Annotated in this window: 11 protein-coding genes; 2 read left to right on the top strand and 9 right to left on the bottom strand. The window is 37.9% G+C overall.

Going from position 1 to position 20,595, the window contains the following annotated elements:
• Positions 1–3: 3 nt before the first annotated feature.
• Positions 4–849: an NADPH-dependent 7-cyano-7-deazaguanine reductase QueF gene (gene queF / locus AC27I2_RS11615; RefSeq protein ID WP_487204376.1), complete on the top strand. Its 846-nt coding sequence runs from the start codon at positions 4–6 to the stop codon at positions 847–849.
• A gap of 59 nt (positions 850–908) precedes the next feature.
• Here the strand turns inward: queF and AC27I2_RS11620 are convergent, their stop codons facing one another.
• The 3 genes from AC27I2_RS11620 to AC27I2_RS11630 form a co-directional block, all read right to left on the bottom strand.
• A complete protein-coding gene (locus AC27I2_RS11620) occupies positions 909–1,793 on the bottom strand; it encodes a peptidylprolyl isomerase (RefSeq protein WP_487204377.1) in 885 nt (294 codons plus the stop codon).
• 69 nt (positions 1,794–1,862) lie between these two features.
• Positions 1,863–5,552, bottom strand: a complete 3,690-nt coding sequence (tamB, locus tag AC27I2_RS11625) for an autotransporter assembly complex protein TamB (protein WP_487204378.1) — start codon at positions 5,550–5,552, stop codon at positions 1,863–1,865.
• Entirely contained in the window at positions 5,552–7,279 is a 1,728-nt protein-coding gene (locus AC27I2_RS11630; protein ID WP_487204379.1) for an autotransporter assembly complex protein TamA, read from the bottom strand. Before AC27I2_RS11630 ends, tamB begins: the two co-directional genes overlap by 1 nt.
• Before the next feature lie 202 nt (positions 7,280–7,481).
• Here AC27I2_RS11630 and AC27I2_RS11635 point away from each other — a divergent pair, with 202 nt between their 5' ends.
• The gene (locus AC27I2_RS11635; protein ID WP_058405746.1) at positions 7,482–7,817 is read left to right on the top strand and encodes a ribonuclease E inhibitor RraB; all 336 of its coding nucleotides are present in this window, start codon (positions 7,482–7,484) and stop codon (positions 7,815–7,817) included.
• Between the two features lie 20 nt (positions 7,818–7,837).
• On the opposite strand, the gene radD is transcribed toward AC27I2_RS11635, so the two are convergent.
• The 6 genes from radD to AC27I2_RS11665 form a co-directional block, all read right to left on the bottom strand.
• Positions 7,838–9,589 (bottom strand): DNA repair helicase RadD, encoded by a 1,752-nt coding sequence (radD, locus tag AC27I2_RS11640; protein ID WP_058405659.1) that lies wholly within the window; start codon positions 9,587–9,589, stop codon positions 7,838–7,840.
• A gap of 359 nt (positions 9,590–9,948) precedes the next feature.
• Positions 9,949–13,215, bottom strand: coding sequence for a TonB-dependent receptor domain-containing protein (locus AC27I2_RS11645; RefSeq protein ID WP_487204380.1), 3,267 nt, complete (start codon positions 13,213–13,215; stop codon positions 9,949–9,951).
• 538 nt (positions 13,216–13,753) lie between these two features.
• Complete coding sequence (locus AC27I2_RS11650; protein WP_487204381.1) at positions 13,754–14,059, bottom strand: H-NS family nucleoid-associated regulatory protein; 306 nt, start codon at positions 14,057–14,059, stop codon at positions 13,754–13,756.
• A gap of 221 nt (positions 14,060–14,280) precedes the next feature.
• Entirely contained in the window at positions 14,281–15,210 is a 930-nt protein-coding gene (locus AC27I2_RS11655) for a class I SAM-dependent methyltransferase (protein WP_487204382.1), read from the bottom strand.
• A gap of 63 nt (positions 15,211–15,273) precedes the next feature.
• Positions 15,274–17,868 (bottom strand): TonB-dependent receptor, encoded by a 2,595-nt coding sequence (locus AC27I2_RS11660; protein WP_487204383.1) that lies wholly within the window; start codon positions 17,866–17,868, stop codon positions 15,274–15,276.
• 331 nt (positions 17,869–18,199) lie between these two features.
• A complete protein-coding gene (locus AC27I2_RS11665) occupies positions 18,200–20,560 on the bottom strand; it encodes a DNA polymerase II (protein WP_138528020.1) in 2,361 nt (786 codons plus the stop codon).
• Positions 20,561–20,595 lie beyond the last annotated feature (35 nt).

Below are 20,595 nucleotides of genomic sequence, written 5' to 3' on the forward strand. Positions count from 1 at the left end.
AACATGACAGATTACAGCAACTCTCCAGATCTTAAAGGCAGTGTATTAGGGCAGTCTACCGAATACGTAGATGTGTACACGCCCAGCTTGCTTTTCCCGATTGCGCGCAAGCTAAATCGTGATGCTTTAAATATTGATGAAGCTCAATTACCCTTTAAAGGCCAGGATATTTGGACCGGTTACGAGCTTTCTTGGTTAAATGCCAAAGGCAAACCGCAAGTAGCCGTTGCTTTATTTACTTTTGAGTGCCAAAGCAGCCATATTATTGAGTCTAAGTCTTTTAAGCTTTATTTAAATAGCTTTAATCAAACCCGATTTGAAAGCATCAACATTGTTAAGCAGCATTTAATTGACGACTTGTCAGCCGCTGTAAAAAGCCCAGTGCAAGTGACATTGTACAAAGCCGACAATTTTAACTGCTTACCTTGCACTGCGCTTCCAGGCGAGTGTATTGATGAGTTAGATATTGAAATTGATAACTACGATATTGATGCCTATTCACTTAAAGCACAAAGTGATGAAATAGTAACAGAAACGCTCAATAGCCACTTGCTAAAATCTAATTGCTTAATAACGTCTCAACCAGATTGGGCCAGCATTATTATCAGATATACTGGTGAAAAAATGTGTCGAGAATCACTTTTACGCTACTTAATTTCATTTAGAACGCATAATGAGTTTCATGAGCAGTGCGTAGAGCGTATTTATAGTGACTTAACCACGCAACTCAACATTAAAGAGCTTGAAGTCTATGCACGTTATACACGCCGAGGCGGATTAGACATAAACCCATACCGTTCTACGCATTATAACGAAACACCGTTTGCCGTTAAGATTAATCGTCAGTAAATACGTTAAACACTCAAACATAAATATTAAAAAAGGAGCCTCAGCTCCTTTTTTAACATTTAAATAACACGCTTTGTTGGGATAGGCATACCACATACATCAACGTAATTATACGATTGGACAAACCAGGGTTCTGTTCGGCTTTTACGCGCATTTATGAGTTGCTTGAAAGATGCTGAGTTTGTCTTCATTACTTTAAATGTGGTTGCGTCGGTTTTAACATCAGCCAACACTTCAATATTCGTTATTGGATTAAACGCCAGCCCCTCAGTAGGTAAACGCTGCAAACGATTAAAATGCTCCATGCCCTCAAGTACTCTACCAAAAACTGTAATATTTTTGTCTAGGTAACGAGGACCTTGCCCAATAGTGACAAAAAATTCGGTACTTGCGCTGTTTATATCGTTACCACGTGCCATTGCAAATACACCATTGCAATGCACTTGCCATGTTTGAGTCTGTGTTTGGTTTTGCGCGACAGCAAAGCCATTTAAAAACCCCGTTACAGGCGCGTATCCATCGCCTTTTAACTCGGTAATTTTTAGTGGTTGCGATGTTGGTAAATAAAACTCTGCAGGTACGGTTTTATTCGCTGTTTTTATTTCTTTTTTACCCGAGCTGTCGCCACCTTGTGCTACAAACCCTTCTACAAAACGATAGACACGGGTGTTTTTATAAAACCCTTCTTGCGCCAACGTTTTAATATGTTGCGTGTGTTTTGGGGCTAGTTGTGGATTTAATGCGATGTAAGCCGAACCAGTAGGTAAGGTTATTTTTAAAATATTTTGAGAGTCAACTACTTGCCACTCATCTGCAGTTGCATTTTTTATTACATCATTGGCACTAAGTGGTGTTTGTATATTTATAACGGATTTATTGTTAGCTGTCGTAGCGCACCCGCTCAGCAAAAGTGCCATAACATAAATTGAAAAACGTGTTTTCATATTCAACCTATTATTTTTATTATTTAAAAGTAGCCTTAAGCAATCTAACTTACCTAAAGCGTTTTTTGTTTAATCCCAGTCAAACTTATAGAGAACATCGACATTTTGGTATAAACCACTGGTTACCTCTATATAGAGTTGCGACAACAATTGGTAACGAATAGCCACTTCACTGAGTGACTCAAATACCCCAACGCTGTATTTAACTTGTAAGCTTGGCGCAACATAGCCTGAAATTTCTACCTTGGTGCTGTCACCACTCCCTGACGAACTTAAACTGACATCTGATAAACCAAAGGTTTCACCTACCTTCGAGACAACCCCTTCGCTTCTACTGACCCCTTGAGAAAGTAATAGCTGGGCAAGCATAGCGTTGCTTGATGCTCCCTCTCCCTCTCCTAACGGTTGCCCATTGAGTAAATATGCTAAGGTATGGGCCTGATCCATTGCAGGCTCAGAAAACAGTTTAAGAGTGGGTTGTTTAACATTCCCCGTAAGCGTAACACCAGCTATAACGCCATTTGCTGTATTAGCTGGGTTTCTGATTGCTTTAATATTCAAATAAGGGTGTTCAATGGAGCCACTAAAGCCCACCTGGCCTGTTCTTATAATTAAATTTTGCCCAAATGCTAAATAAGTGCCATTTATTAAATTGAGCTCACCTGTTGCAATAATTGGAACGCCTTGGCTCATTTTAATCGCTAAATCACCAGCCACTTTAGACTCTAATCCGAACGACTCTACTTTAACATCATTTTTAACAATGACGTTTAAGTCTATGTCGTAATCAAATGGTACCTTTTCGTTGGTTTCAGCTTTTTGATCAACAATAATCTCATCGTCACTAACCTGCACAGCACCTTCTGGAAGCTCTTCAATCGTAATACGACCATAAGGTACAACTACCTCACCCGCTAATTTAAGTGCATTATTGGCTAACCCTATTTTTAAATCTGGCGATATTTTAAAGGTAACGCCTTGCTGCGCGCGTACATAAAACTGCTCGCCTTGCACATTTACATTTACTTCAGGTTGCTCACCTTGCCAATCAACATCGCCGTTTAGCTTTACATTGCCACCTTGATTGTCGTTTAAATTGCCCTCTATTGTGGCGGTCGTTTTATCAAATAATATGTTTATATTTGATTTTTGTAGCGCAATAGGAAGCTGATCACCCTCAAGGTTTATATCGTTTATATTAAGCTCACCATTTAATAATGGGTCTTTTAACGTACCCGCAAGTGCGACCTTACCGCTAATATCACCTTTTAATTGCTCAAGAGTTTCAATAAAGGGTTGTAAGTCTGAAAGTAATATTTTATCAATATTAATTATGCCATTAAGCGCCTGCGTATTTTGTATGTCATCGATATTAATGTGTGTATTAATTTTGCCTAATACGCTTGATTCTAAATTAGCTTTGAGCTGCCCCTTTTGAGAATCTGAAAAAGCACTAATACTGAGTGTTTCTATAGGTAATTTAAAGCGATCTTCTTCTGAGGTTAAAACAGTGGATAAGTCACTTGCGTTTAAATTTGCGCGTAATGTTTTAAGAGCGCCAGCATTCCAATTGAGCGCCACATTACCTTTTACATCACCACGTGTGCGAATGTTATCGGGTAGGAAGTGTTTTAATTCTTCAAGCGCTAAGTTACTTAATTTAGCATTTAACTGCCCAACTTCTTTTGTTTGAGCCAGTGTATCTATACATAATTTACTTCGATCAGACGCCCAACAATGAGCACTCACATCAAAATCACTCGTTTGACTGTTAAATATAACGGCAATATTTTTGGTATTACTAAAACTAAGCTTTTTATCGCTAAGTGTTACATTACTTACCTCACCATTCCAGGTAGCGTTATTAATTTTACCATTTACTTCAAGCTCAACACTGCCCTGCTCGGCATCAACCGAAGCGGTTAGTTGATGATCTGCTTTGTCGCCAATTGCATCTATTTTTATGTTATTTATTTGCTGATGACCCACTAACGCTGAACCGACATTTACTGATACATCTGTTTGCCAATCGGCAGCGGTATCTAATTGGCCTTTTACATTGAGTTGATTAATATTAATGTCATCAAAAATAAAACTATCGAGTATTAGCGCTAAATCGACTGAAGGCGTTAACCTCTGCCCTCTTACTTTTAAATCGGCGTTGCCGTTTGCAATAAATGGCATATTAGCTTCTGCGTTACTTTTAAGCGTTATTTTACCGTCGACTTTCCATGTATCGTCAACTTGGCCGCTAAGTACCAACTTATTCGTGCCACTACTTAAATAAAGGCTGTCGATATTTGCCTCTAGTGTATTGTTTAGCTGAAAGTTTGACGCAAACTCAAGAGGGACTTCGTTTAGTAATCCGCTTAGCTTAGTATCATCCATTTGTAGTTGCCACGAGCCTTCTTCCGCATTGAATGAACCTTTAAATTGCCCTGAAACATCGCTAGTTGCAGCATCTGTCAAATACTGCGCTTTTAGGTTTGAAAGCGAGCCTTTAAACCCCGCTTTAATGCCCTGCTGCCAATCAACCTTAGCTTTTATAATCGCGCTACTTTCATTGGCTTTAATACTTAATGTTTTAAGCACGGCTTGCGTTAAGCCACCTGTTAACTGTGTATTGAGGTCAACAGCCGGGTATGCCCCTAACTGGCTAGTCGCTATTAAGTTAAGTTGGTAATCATCGGCATTGCCTTTGGCATTTAAGCTAACATTATTTACTTTTAGCTGGTTGCTTTGCGCATCAATAACCCATTGATTAATTTTGCTGTTCAACTTAAACGGGTAATTTTGTTGCTTTAAATTAGCGTTCGCAGTTAACGTGAGTGGGTATTGGCCACTCGTTTCTAAATTCAAATTCAAGTTAGCTAAATCACCGTTTAGCTCTAAATTTGCTTGGTGTTCATCACTGTTTAAAGTCACTTGGCCTTTTAAAGGCAAGTTACCTGCAAGCTCGGCATCTAATTGGGTATTAAGCTGCCACTGCTCGTATTTGGCTGAAAGCGACTGCACATTAATAACGGTGTCTTCTACACTTAATAGCAGCGAAATATTTTCGATATTATGCTGCGCATCGCCCTGTTCAATTGTTACTTTTGCGATATCAAAGGCTTCAATGGCCAAATCAATAGGTGATGTAAATTCAATATCAGGAAGTGCTGGTAATTGCGTAAGTGCAGCTTTGTTGCTTTGAGCAGTTTGTGCCTTGGTGGGTTGTGCTTGCTCTTTTAAAGCAACAAGTATACTAGGGATATTTAAGCTTTTTACAGTGAGCTTTGAATCCTCAACCTTAGCTGATAATTTAAAGTTATTAACGTTCAGATCTGCACTAGGGTGGTTTAATGTAAACTCTTTCACCGCTATATTTTTTAATGAAACATTAAAGGGTAAGCTAATTTTTTCAAGGGGCTCAGAAGGCGTTTCATCTTGTATTTGGGCTGTTTTTGGCAAGCTTAATTTTATAGATTTAGCACTTAAGTTATCAATGCAGATACCATCACACTGCCACCAAAATAAATCGATTTTTAATTGTTGAGCCTTAAAATCTAAACCCTTGTTTTTAAAATTAACATTAAACGCATCGTTATAAATAAAGCGGCCATCTTTAATTTCTATGTGTAATCCATCAACAACTTTATTTGCCGTGTAGGCAATAAATTGATTACCGGGTGCCGTAAATAATAAACAAAATACGCTAATAATTAGCGAGACTAAAATTGCACTTACTATGGCTGTTATTTTTTTTAATATTGGCATTAAATTTCTGGCCCTATGGTAATACTTAAACGTGTACTTTTACTCTCTTTGGTTAAGCCCCATGCGTGGTCTATTCGAATAGGGCCTACTGGCGTTAAATATCGAAAACCAAAACCAGCACCCACTTCAAACTCATCTGAAAAATCGTTCGTAGCGGTACCACCATCAACAAATAATGCTGCACGCCAATTTTGAGCAAACTGGTAGTTGTACTCCATAGTACCCGATAGCAAATACTTACCCCCTATTAGCTCACCGTCCTCGTTTTCTGGTGAAATTGACTGATAAGCAAAACCACGAACACTTTGGTCACCCCCAGCATAAAATCTAAGCGAATAAGGTACATTATTTATGTCATCAACGAGCATTGCGCCAACGTTTGCCTTAAGGAAAACTAAATGCTTATTAAGGTATGTACGAAGCCATGCATGCTGTAATTGGACTCTCAATAAATTCGTACTGGAAAGTACATCATCTAAGCCAAACTCTGCTGAAATAAGCCATTGCTCCCCCCAATAAGGGGTAGTCCCACCTTTTAAATTTTTGCGAGCATAACTAATACCCGGCATTAACATTTCAGTCGACTCTTTTGGATCATCACCAAGACGAAACGTCTCTTGGTCTCTACGTAAAAACGCTGTTCTTACCCATTTATCCTCTGTAAGCCACTGCCTTTGTAGTTGCGCGGTTAATATCTCGCTGTAAGTATCATCAGCAAGTTCGTCTTCCAATTTATAACCAACTGAAAAACGCCATAAATCATCATTAGGATCGTCTACAGGAACAGTGTATGCCATTGAGAGATCTTGTTGCTTTTCGGCGATATTCATATTTGTATCAAGGTAATGGCCATCTTCTGTGATCCAAGGCTTACTCCACTTGAAGCGTACTCTAGGGCCTAAGTCGGTACTAAAACCACCCCCTATTTCAAAGCTGTTTGCAGGTTTAGGAATAACCTCAACTTTGATAGGAACTTGGGCGTTTTTACGCGCTGTAATATCTGCATAAACACGCACACTAGCAAAATAAGGTGTGCTTGATAGCTTAAGGTTATAATCAGCTATGTAAGTTGACTTATATGGTTGTCCTTGGGTAAATGGCGCTAAAGAACGGATATATTTTTCAGCTGGCGTATCACTGGTAATTTCAATACTCCCATATTGATAACGCACACCGGTATTAATCACGAACGTAACAACGGCACTATTTTTTTTAATTGAAACTTCTAATTTTCGAGCAGGCCATTTAGCATCAAAATAACCACGCTCCAAAAGCATGGATTCTATTTTTTTATACGCTGACTCATAGTTACCATGATTCAGCACATCACCCTGTTTTAAATTGGTATTTTTTATGATGGTTTGTAATTGTGTATCGTTCTTCCCTTCACCATTTAAAGTAATATTAATGGTGTCTATACGTGTAGCAGGACCGCGCTCAATTTTAACAACAAGCTCACTGTCGTCTTTGTTAAATTCAACCTCAATAGTTGGGCTATAATAACCTAAGGCTTTTATGCTGTTTTGTACCTGCTTTTTGGCATAACGTTGAAGGGTTCTTGTTGGTTTTTCACCTTTAAGCTGCTTTAAGTAAAGCGCTACGTTTTTTTCTAAATCGCCATTTATGCCTTTAATTTTGTAGTCTTCGATGACTCTTTCTGCCGCATCGGAATTTGCAGCCATAAAAATAGTGGCAATGCACATGCAACGTAAAAACTTAATAAACAAGTAAATATCCTTACTCTTATATACTACTTAAAACGAGCTAATGTGGCGCATATTAACATAGCCATAATGACCAACACATTAACTTAATGACAAACTCAGTTTAATTATGAAATGCGAAGAAGATAAAATTAGTACGCGTTAAGACAATATTTTAGTTACAATAGTGCCAACGAACACAAAATTATTTTTAGATGAGTTTTTAATGCAATTTCCAGATGACGAAAACGGCCAGCTGTTAGCCGAAATAGCCGCTGCAGGCGTCGATTTAAGTAAAATGCAGCAAATCGATTTTTTCATTTTATTTGAACAACAAACCGATGCTGATAAGTTTGCTAAAGATATTGTTTCTGATGCATTAGTACAAACCGCCGACGTTGAAAAATGTAAAGACACCGGCGTTTGGGAAGTAATTACTCATGTACAAATGGTACCAGAGCACACATTACTAGGCCAAGCTGAACAGTACCTAGAAAGTATAGCGAATGGCTATAACGGTTACGGTGACGGTTGGGGATTAATGGACGAAGACGCCGCCTAATATTTTAAAATCAGTTAAGTTTAACGACTTAACTGATTTGCCTTTCTAAAGCTCCCTTTATAATCAAATAACTTATCTGCTACTTTCCAACCATATTTTTTACTTTTTCGCGCAATCACAAAGTCAGGGGGCACTATGTCAAACTGCGCTTTAACTACCTGCTCTGCTGTTTTAAAATTTGTTGGTTTTTGACCATGCCCTAGCCGTTTACCAAATTGCCTGTTAAATATAAACTGACCGCCTTTATTACTCAGGTTATAAACTTCATCACAACTTGCACCGTCTTCGTCAAAATACGTAATTTTGATTAGTTCATCTTTAAGCTGAGTTACTGTTACACCGCTACAGCGAAGTACTAACGCATCTTTTAAATTTAACGCATTACGAAGCTTGTCGTCTGGATCAGCCATTATGGCGCCACAATCGTGGCATTTACGAGCTGCAATATCATTTTGTGCACCACATTCTTCGCATTCTTTAAATCTAAACCGATAATCACATTGAGCTTTGTTACCTTCATCATCTTCTAATAGCCCTTGGCAACGTCTACCAAAATGCTCTGTTACTTTACCATCGGAGCCTGTTTTGCCCCAAAATATATTGGCAAATCCGCAACCAGGACAAAGCACTTGGACAGGCTCGTTATCACTATCGCCTTTTTTATCACCTACTTCAGGGTGAAACAAATTAAATCCATTTCCTGCATAGTCGATTACAAGGCAGTCCGTTTTCGATTCTGATAATCGTAAGCCCCGTCCTACAATTTGTTGGTATAAGCTAACAGACTCTGTAGGGCGTAAAATAGCAATAAAATCGACATGTGGCGCATCAAAACCAGTTGTTAACACTGACACATTAACCAAATATTTTAATTTTTTACCTTTAAATGCAGAAATGATTTTATCGCGTTCAATATTAGGCGTATCGCCTGTAATTAGCGCGCTTTGAGCTGCTGGTAAATAGCTTAATATTTCTTGAGCATGCATAACTGTTGCCGCAAAAACCATCACACCTTTGCGCTGCTGGCTATATTCTATGACTTGTTTGAGAATAGCCTGAGTGGCTCGCTCGCTATTTTTTAAAAGCGCGTTCATATCATCGGCAGTGTACTGACCAAACGCGTTAGTCTCTAAAGACGAAAAATCGTAATGGTTTATAGCAGCATCAACTTCATTGGGGGGGGTTAAATAGTCATGTTTGATCATGTATCTAAGCGGTAATTCAAATATACAGTTTTTAAATGGGCTTTCTTTTGTCCCTTTAACAAACCCATGATAGTGATGATGGTATATCCACCCCATCCCCAAACGATAAGGCGTAGCCGTTAAACCCAATACTTTTAAATGAGGATTATACGTTTGTAATGCACTTATAACTTTACCGTATTGGCTTTTTTTATCACCGTTGACTCTATGGCATTCATCAATAATAAGTAGAGAATAATGCTCATTGAGTTTATCTAAATTACGTGAAAGTGATTGCACACTGGCAAAAGTGACTTGATGAGATAATGATTTTTCTTTTAACCCTGCGGAAAATATACTCGCCTCTAAACCAAAACTTTTATATTTTTGTGAGTTTTGCTCTACTAGCTCTTTAACATGAGCAAGTACCAATATTTTTTGTTTAGCTATACGGGCAAGCTCAGCGATGACTAAACTTTTACCCGCCCCCGTAGGTAAAACAATCACTGCGGGATCATTGGTTTTTCTAAAATGAACAACAGTGCGTTCAACCGCCTCTTGCTGATAGGGTCTAAGTTTATAGCTCATTCAAAGATACAATAATGTTTGATAAATACAATTTTAACAAAAACCTGATTAGATTATTCTACTTATGCCTTCTTATTATATGAGAGTTAGACAAGTATTTCATCCAGATATCATTTTTCAAGGTAGTAAATGAAGCTATTGAATGTGAATTATTATTGGTACCGATGAATGACATTATGTTTTAAAACTCATCATAAATTTAGGACAACCTTTATAACTCTTAACTACGCTAATCTGAGGTTATTAAAAAAACCCCTATCATCAAAATAATAGGGGTTTTATAAAAACAAGTAAATGTCAGCTTTTCAAGCTAATACTCTAATGCAATAAATACAAAGAGTTATTTTAATAACTATAAATTAAAACTTATGGTTAAAACGTAGGCTTAAACGACGACCTAAACGCTCATCCAAACCAAACTGATTAAAACCAAACGAAGTAGCAGTTAGGTCATCAGCAGTGCGGTCAAGTAAGTTTTGAACATTTAATTGAACTGTAGTTGAAGTACCCAGGTTATAACCAATACTTAGATCATGCAGGAAACGCGAAGCATTTTCATTAGTAAAATCGCCTGTTAATGTACCATCTTCTGAACGTTGGTAATTATATGAGTATAATTGCTGTTCGAGCGAATCAATTAACGTTCTATTCTGCCAACGAACACGATGGCTAACAAATAGATCTTCATACATCCAATTAATATCAAATGTACCTGTCCATTCTGGATCTGCGAAATCGCCAACATCTTCTTGAACTTCAGACGTCGCAGTAGCCTGGTTTTCGTTTGTGATATTGTGTTGTGTTGTAGAAGCAATATTCAAATTACCCCACTCACCTAAATCATGGCTATAAAACACAGAAAGTGACACAGCCTCAAATGTTGCTAATGCTACGTTCGCTGGTTGATTTCCTGCACGAATAACTTGATTGTCGTCTCCACGTGTGAATGTATCACAAGCTGTTTCGTTCGGAAAATCAGCTGAGTCGTAACAATTCGCTGCTAGGGTCTCAAATGTAACGTCATTGATTGCACCTTCAATCTCAAGGTTATAATAGTCAAGTCCTATTTGTAAGTTTTCAACAAAGTTTGGAGTCCAAGCTAATCCGTAAGTATAAGATTTACTTGTTTCTGGATTTAAGTCAGGATTACCTGAAACATAACCTGTAGATATAGTACCGTCTGAAATTGATGACGTGAATGTATCAGTATCTATTCCTAATGATTCACAGTTTGCTTTACGTGCTGTTGGGTTAGGCCCAAGACCAACGTAACGTGCATCACATGGATCATCACCAGAGATGAATGATTGTTGTATTGGTTGGAACAACTCATTAATTGATGGGTTTCTGAACGCTGTTGCATAAGTTGCACGTAAAGATAAATCACTGTTTATTATCCACTTCATGCTAGCTTGAACAACATCCTCTTCTGTTGAACGATCTTCAAACCCAACTGGAGCATTTGTATTGAACTCTTGATTACGGTATGCGCCACTTACTTCGAAGTATTGTACAAAAGGAATATCCATATCAGAAGAAATAACAGGTGCAACTACTTCTACATAATATTCATTTGTATCATACCCGCCATTAACCGGACGATCAATTGAGCTACGAGTAATTGGAACTCTGCCGCCTACTGCAGGCTCATATTTACTTTTTTCTACACGTCGCTCAACACCAACTACGTAGTCAAGTGGTCCAGCAGGTAGGTCAAAAGCTGCGCCACCAAGGTTAAATGTATAAACTGTTTGCATATTGCTCGCTTGAGACATTTGCGAGCCGCCTGTAATGAAGTCAAGTGACGCATTTGATGCTTGTGAACCAAACAGGTTAAGTGGTTGACATCCATCTAAAAACGGCAGGTCCTCATCAGTTAAACCTGATCCAGACGCCTGTGCATTAAAGCCTTCTAGAGTGCCTGCTGCAAGATCAGCGTAAGCACCACAAATAACATCACCGCGTTGGAAGCCGCCCGTAAATGCTGAACGTGAGCCTTGTAGTGCAGCTAATGCCTCGTCTAATGTATTAATATCATCGCGAGAATCACGTATTTGAGACAACATTGCATCGTCAACACTACGCGCATCAACTGCGTTTAGGAATCTTCCATCAACAATCCCCGTTGTTCTAATGTTCACATCTGAACGGCCATGAACAACAGCCGCATCCCAGTAAAAATCTCGATCTAAAAATTCAAATTCACCTTCAAGAACATTACTTACGCGCCAAGTATGCGTTTCATTTGAGTTACCGCCTGAAGAAACTAAATCATTGTTGAATCGATGAATCGAAAATTGGTCTCCCTCTAACCCTGCATCTACTATTGCTTGTCGAGCTTGCGATGATAAAAACGGGTTGTCAATTGGTACTGTGATTGCAGCTGAAGTGCCTCCAAAGAAACCGGTTTGAAAACCACCTTGGTTAACAAGCTCAGTACCATTTGTGTTAGCGTAAACAACGTCACTTATATAACGAAGGTTATCCGTGATATCGTAGTTAAATGACACATACAAGTTATGGCGGCTTGTTGGTGAACGAATTTGAGAAACACTATCAAAAAAATCTATTCCACAAATATTACCGCGACCATCATCGTAAGTTTCAAGTAATGCTCGTCCAGACGGTAATGTTGGACCTGAGTTACATTGTTGGATTTGGCCATCTTGTGTAAACTCATAGAAATTACCATCTGCCCACGAGCCACGACCAACACTTGGCGCAAAACCAGCTCCTGCAGGTGTTACAGCGCCAAAATCTGTGAACAGTTGAAGGTTAACTTCATCATAAAATAAAGATACAGATTGTAAATCATCATCGTTAATAACACCGTCACCATTAAGGTCGTCTATTTGCCCATCACCGTTGCGGTCTAAAAACTCATTTGTAGTCCCGCCAGAACCTGGGTTATTATTACAAAGAAAATCTTGATCACATTCTAACAAACCATTTGTACGTGTATATTCCACACCAAATGTCAGGTTACCACGGCCATTATCAAAGTTTCCGCCGCCAACAGCACTAATTTGGAAATCACGAGCATTTCCAGCATCGTTTTCACCGTATTGTGCTGTTACTTCAAAACCTTCGTAATCATTTTTTAAGATAACGTTTACAGTACCACCGATGGCATCGGCACCATAAGTTGCTGCACCAGTAAGAGGAACAACTTCAATGCGATCGATTAAAGCAACAGGTATAGTGTTAATATCAACTTGTCCACCACCAATTGAAGCAGATTGTGAGCTAACCATTCGACGACCGTTTACTAACGTAAGTGTACGTTGAGTACCTAAATCAAATATATTTGCCTGATTTTGACCCGCATTGGCAGCATTTTGGTCACCTTCAGTTGTCAAAGAACCACCGAACAATGGCGATTGATTAAGCAAATCGGCAGCGTTAGTGAAACCTCTTACTTGAATATCTTCTTCGCCATAAGAAAAAATGGGAGCACTTTCACTAATTTCTGTACGCTGAATACGTGAGCCTGTAACTGTAATTTTTTCTACTTTTTCGAGTTTTTCTTCTTCTGCAGCAAATGAGCCTGCTGAGAAAGCAGCAGTAGAAACTGCGCCAAAAGCAATCGCTAAGCGAACAGCTTTAGAAACTTTATTATTTATCATTTTGATATCCCTGTTAAAATTTTTAGTTTTATTGTTTCAAAATAAGCAAAAAATTAACAAAATTGCCAACTTTGAGGTTACATACTAGTCATGAATGTACCTTTTTGGCAACACGCAATGCGTTAAATAGTACCTTTAATGGGTTATAAACAATCCAAAGCGATGAGCGTAAAAAATGAATTATGGCTATTGAAGTACTTTTTATTTAACTGATAACAGAGAAGAGCGGAGTCTGATAATAACTTCTTGCGACTATCACCCGGGTGATAAGGGATAAAATGGGCTAGTAAATCAACCGAATGAATCATCATATGGGTTAAATTAATAGAACATGTGTACTGAGTTCAGTATTGATTAGCGTAAAAATATGTAGATATGTTTGAAGATGTTTATTGTCTAAAGTCGAGTGTATACACCCAATTTTTTTGGATTAAAGATTTATCGATAAAAAATTATAATATGAAACAAAGCTATCAGTGATTTAATAAATATACCTAAGTAGGTATATTTATTAATTATCACTCGTGAGTATTATTAGTTATTTAGCTAAATACTTTTGAAGTTCAACGCCTTCAAACGCTTTTGGTCGACGACCTCGACCAGTCCACTCTATTACTTCACCATTTAGTTCCATTCGGTATTTAGGTGCAACTTTAGTACGCTTATCTGAAGTAATGTCATGTAAGTCTTCTATTGTAAGTCCTTTTTCCTTTAAAAGATCCAAAACTTCCTGTTTTGCTTTTTGCTGTTGGGTATATTTTGAAATTGCATCAGCAACTAATTGTTGTGCTTTTTCAAGTTCAGTTAAGGATGCGGTCTTTATAAAAGCTCGAACTTCTTTCATTTATATCTCTTTAAATTTATAAACATATCAAAATTAGTATAGATACTTTAATTTAAAATAACTATGACAAAGAATAAAGATTTAAAAAATAAGAAATTGGTATTACTAAAATTAATAAACGAAATAACTATATATGCTTAAGTTTATTAAAAACAAAATTGATATAAACTGTTAACTAAATACTAAATACTAAATACTAAATACTAAATACTAAATTACAGCTACATTTTCTCTGGACAAATTTTTATTTGCCAACAAAACAATTCATTATTTACATTGAATGCCGCAATAGACATTTCCATATTTTTAAGCTTTGCAGCTTTAAATTTTTCGTAAATTTCATCTTTACTGAATGCAACGGAAGTTTGATCTGATAACCTTTCAACCTGTTGTTTTAGAGCGTTCTGTAACCCACTCAATTTTGCTTTACTCGTTTGGTCAATATTCAGCATTATCTTTGATACTTTAGACATTATATCTGCAAACCAGAATTTTTCTTCATCATTAGATATAACTAAGCTCTGAATCTTTTGGATCGCGTCTTTATTTCGTGTCTGAAATAACTCAATATTACCTTGAAGCTTCAAAGTTACTAAGTTTTCAAGTTCATTTAATATGCTGTTTTCTAACATCCAATTAAGTACTTTCAAACCGCTTTTACAGTCGTTCGTAATTGCCGAATCAGGGTGATGCATCATTAATATGATTTCACCATCATTCTTAAGTACTCTACATGCCTCATTTAAAGAATGTGCCCAATTTGAATATTCAAAACCGAATTGGCTAACTAATATATCAAAGTATTCATTTGGATAAGGTAAATCTTCTACTGAAGTATTAAACTGGAACTTGACTTTACTGATAGCGCTGTTTATTTCGTCAACATCACTGGCAATTTTTAACTCATCAATGTTTGCTAAGTCGCAGCCATACACCGAGCCAGATAAGTTTTTTCTTTCTAGAAGGCATTGTAGCCAAATTGCTAAAGCTCCCTTACCGGTTGCTAAATCAAGATAAACAGCGTCTTCTTCTTTTTCTAATACAACTTCATCCCAAAATTTTAACACCTCTTCTGGGTAACCTAGGGCTGTATTTGCATCACCAAAACTAGATAAAGCTTTTGTAAGGTCCCAGTAATGATCCCAGTGCATTTTATTTTCTCCAAAAAAAAGAGTGACTCAAGAGTCACTCTTTATAATATCTAAACTAAAAACTTAGAAAGACTGTTTAAAGTTTAAGTACATTGTGCGACCAAAACCTGAGTAAAGATCGAAGTTGTAGTCACGACCGCCAGAAGCGAAAAGTGGTGGCTGTTTACCGAATGCATTTTGTGCACCGAAGCTCACTTTACCGTTCCAAGGTGTGTTGTACGCTACTTGTAAGTCATGAGTTACCCATGAAGGAATGTGACCTTCACACTCACCATCTGCAGTAATGTCTTCACACTGGCTATCAATAAGGTTTAGATTCCAAGTGAAGTCAAAATCAGAAATAGAGTAAACGTTAGACAGGTTTAAACGCATTTGCGGTACACCTGGATCATCAACGAAGTTACGACCACCATCTGTGCTGTAATCTACAATGTGAGATAGGTTGAAGTTAGTTCTTAAAGTACCAGCATCACCAAATTCAAACATTGAATTAGCTTTGAAATCGATACCTGAAGTTTCTAAACTACCATCGTTACCAAAACCACGAACAAGGCTAGTAATCGCACCGTTTGGTGAACGAGATACAGTGAATGCAGCTGGCACAGAGTCACCACGTAAACGTGCATCAATGATAGATTGAGCAGAGAACGCACGGATTCGGTTGGTAATTTCAATGTTGTAGTAATCAAGTTCTACAGAAATAGCATCTGTCACTTGGTAAACAACACCAAGTGAGTATTGGTCAGATTGCTCTGAACCTAGGTCAGGGTTAGCAATAACTGTAGCGTTGATTTGCGAAGAACAGTTTGCAGCTTCACCAATTGCCAAACATGTAGCTTCATCAGAAACTGAATCAGCTGATTCAGAAGGCTGTTGAGTTAGGTCTGGTAATGAAGGAGCGCGGAAACCTTTACCCCATGATGCACGAAGTACTAAGTCATCAATTGGGTTGTAACGTGCTGATACTTTAGGTGAGAAATCTGAACCATAGTCAGAGTAATCATCGTAACGACCTGCAAAGTTAAGTTCAAATTCTTCTGTTACTGGAACTAATGTTTCGAAGAATAAACCACGAACTGAACGTGCGCCGCCAGCACTGCTACCTGAAGAACCACCTACTTGGCCTGCTGCAGAAAGTGAATCGTATATGTCAGCATAATCTTCTGAACGGTATTCAAAACCTACGAATGCTTGAATTGCACCAGCGTCAGTTTCCATAAGGTCAAACGCAGCATTTGCATAAAACTCTTCTTGGTTAAACTTACCTGTACGTGAAGTAGTTACCGTCATTGCGCCTCTAACTTCTTCAGATGCACCGAACGGGTCATTTAGCATGTAAGTACCATCGTTAATGTATTGACGAGCAATACTACGAAGGATGTAACCTGTACCTACGTTATGGCTTTCGTTGATTGTTTTACGAACACCTGTTTCAACAGAAACGTCACCAATCATACCTTTAGCGCCAAAACCGATATCTTTAAGCTCTGTAGATAATCTGTTGTCACGGTTACCTAACGCAGCAAAACGATGCCAGAAATCTAGTCCTTGCTGTTCCATTTCTAGAGAAGCATCGTAGATTGGGCTGTTAGGGTTAGTTGGGTTGTTAGGGCTATCTGCACTGATAAATACTGTATCAGGTGATGCATCGTATGCTGTTGTATCCAAGCCTGGAGCATAGCGACCAAATGATTTAGTTTGTGCAATGTTGATGTCTGTGTAAATACTCCAGTCATCGTTCACATCGTAAGTAGCTTTAACGAAAGCTGAGCGGTTTTTGATTGACGCTTCATCAGCAGATACTGCTGCGAAGTTAAAACCACAACGTGCGCCAATACGGTAAAAGTTTTCGTTACCTACGCCTTCACATGTAGCTTCTGGAGAGAAGAAATCAAAATTACTTGATCTTTCACCATCTGTAGTTGTGAATGTTGTGAAGTTATTAGAATAAACTGAACCACCTGGGCTGTACCATGGGAAGTCACGAGCGTAAACAATGTCACGACCACTCCAAGATGCACCAGCAAGTACACGAGAGTTGTCTGAAGAAGCACCGAAAAGTACAGAACCATTTTCACGGTCGCCGCCTTCATGCTCAATACGGCCAGAACCTAAAGTAACTTCTGCACCATTAAAGTCTTTACGTAAAATTACGTTAATTACACCACCGATAGCATCTGAACCGTAAAGTGCAGAAGCACCATCTGTAAGGATTTCAACACGCTCAACTGCGGCCATAGGGATTGAGTTCAAATCTTGGCTTGAACCAGTAAGAGTTGACTTAGGTAAACGACGACCATCAACTAAAACTAAAGAACGATCAGAACCTAAACCACGTAAGCTTACCGTAGTAGCACCTTGAGCAGAGCTACCAGACTGCGGACGGAACGAACCCAGACTGTTAAATGTAGTATTACGTAATAAATCAGCTACTGAAGTTTCACCACTAAGCTCGATTGCAGTACGGTCGATAACTGTTACTGGTAAATCACCAGCCATGTCAACACGTTTGATACGTGAACCAGTTACTTCAATACGCTCAACTTTTTCTGCAGAATCTTCTTCTGCAGCAAAAGAACTTGCTGAAAATGCAGCTGTAGATGCTGCGCCAAAAGCGATCGCTAAGCGAACTGCTTTTGAAACTTTGTTATTTAACATTTGATTCTCCCAGGAATACATTTATTAATTATAATTTTTTCAGTCTAGCGGTACAAAACGTATCAAGTACCCCAATGACTGTGCCTTCAATGATAATACTAGTGAAAGAGCAAGGTCAACAAGGAATTAACGTTGCGTTAATAATTAATTACTAAAAATAGCTAAACGTTAATTTCACCAGAAAAAAATTAAATCTAACATACTGTTAAAAAACAAAAAAATATACAAATTAAATTAAATGCATTAACAGTATGTTGCTTTTTTTACTTCTAATTAAAATGTTAACTTTTGCTGGTTTTGTCGTTTAACGTAAATTTATTGAGCAAAAAGCTCAAAAATCAGGCAGCAAAAGTTGCCCCTGATTGTTATTTTTATCATCTATTGCTAAAGCATCAAATATTGCTGCCGATATCGGAACCAGCTGTCTCTGTTGATATAATGGGTAATTGAGTGTATTTTTTCCTGTACTTATCTCCGCGCTTTTAATTGCATAAACGTACTCTATAATTTGCCCGCGTCTAACTTCAAAGTCAGGATGCTCTGCCTTGTACTTTTTTACAGCTTGTACATGAGGGGGGATATTTTTTTCGTAATCGTTTAAATGTCGACCAAGGCGCTTTTTGTAAACAAGCTTTTGATCAAACTCTCCGCTATACAATCGTTTGGTATAATCTTTTACTATTTCGTCAAGTTGAGCAATTTCAAAGTGTGAATCAAATAAGGCTTCAAACAGCTCTTTTTGTAACTCTTGGGCAAATTCCGTCCAGTCGCTTCTAACAGTTTCCATTCCTTTGAAAACTATTTTAGATTCACCATCTATTGTTGTTTTACCGACGTAACGCTTTTTAGAACCCGTTTTTTTATCCCGAATAGTAGGCATAAAAAAGGGGCTGTAGTGGGTTTCGAATTCAATCTCTAAATAGCTTTTTAAATTAAAATGCGTTGCTATATATTGATCCCATTTATGGTTAATATGAGCCATTAATTCATTACCAATTTTATGGCAACACATTGCAGTTAAATTGTCGTCCACTTTTACAAAAATAGAATCCGTATCACCATAAATAACGCTGTACCCAAGCTCTTCCATCCATTTACGCGTAGTTTGCATAATTTCATGGCCACGCAATGTAATAGAGCTTGATAATCTAGGATCATAAAATCGACACCCCTTCGACCCAAGCACACCATATAAGCTATTCATAATTATTTTTATTGCTTGCGATAACATCGGTTGGTTGGTGTCTTTTGCGCTTTGCCGGGTTTTAGTTAGGTACTCTACTAGTTTTGGTAAATGGTGCTCAGTGCGAGAAAACATTGCATCATTAAAGCCTTGTATTGCATCATTTGGCGCATTTAAACCTTTTATTAACCCCAGAGGATCAATACAAAAAGTGCGCATAATAGAGGGATATAAACTTTTGAAATCTAAAACCAGAATATTTTTATAAAGCCCAGGCAATGAATCCATCACGTAACCACCTGGGCTATCAAAAGACAAACCGTGGTCGCCTAAATTAGGGGCTACATAACCACTGCGGTGCAACAAGGGTAAATACAAATTAGTAAAAGCAGCTACAGAGCCGCCCATCCGCTCAAGCTCAAGGCCTGTTAGCTGTGTGCGAACAATAGCAAATTCATATAAGTTTAATTTAGTGAAAATACGATTAACTAAAATACAATCTTGACGGTTATAAGCAGCTAAAGTCAGTTTATCTTCATTAAATTGACGGATAATTTCGCCTAACCGATTGTCTGATTGTATTAATTTAGCTTGACCTAATACTTTTTCGGCAATATTACTTAAAGAATAATTATCAAAGTGGTAAGTCGCATTTTTTAAGGTATCAATTCCATCAATAACACACCGCCCTGGTAACGTAAGGCGAGTATAATGCCCCGTATTGATATTGATTGATTGGTTATCTCTGCCCAATTTAAGTGGGATTCCAAGCGCTTCGGCACGAGTGTTAAGTACGGTAAAATCAAACTCTATGACATTCCACCCAATAATGACGTCGGGATCATTGCTGTTTAAATAGGTATGTAACTTTGTAAGTAACTCAAGTTCATCTAAACACCAATCAATGTTGATTTGTTCACTATGATTGCATGGCTCGCCAATCATTAAAACGCAATCAAGGTCATTACCAACAAGTCCAATTGAAAACAACACCCCTTCCCCATCGCATTCAATGTCTAATGACAGCGATTTAAGTTTGGGTGTGTAATCTGTATTTGCTTTTAACTTGGCATTTTGTATAAGCAAAAAACCTTTTTTTTGACTAACATCTCCAGTAACCCAAACACCCCCTTTAATAAAGCGTTCCATTAAAAAGCGATCGCTGTGGCGAATGTCACCTTCGTAAACGGTTATAGTGTTTTCGAATAATGTTCGAGCCTTATAAATACTGCTGGTATTATTAAAATAACAAGCAACACAAGCAGCACCACTAAAGTGACACATTTCAATTGATTTAAAATCAACAATAATGTTTGCGTTGTCTAATAGCTGCTGGGCATATTGCTGCTGTTCTTGTGGAATAAAAAACACTGCTTGCTGATTTTCAATAACAACCTTGATTGGACCATGATCAGATACCAGCCAGTAGCACAGTGTGATCCCCTGACCATTTTTAGACGAGTATTGTTGCCTTGATAAAATAAAGCCCTGATAGATTGCTTGTGTCAATGCACGATCCCACTTAATATACACACTGTAATTAT

The organism is Pseudoalteromonas sp. NH0006-46 (assembly GCF_057547735.1).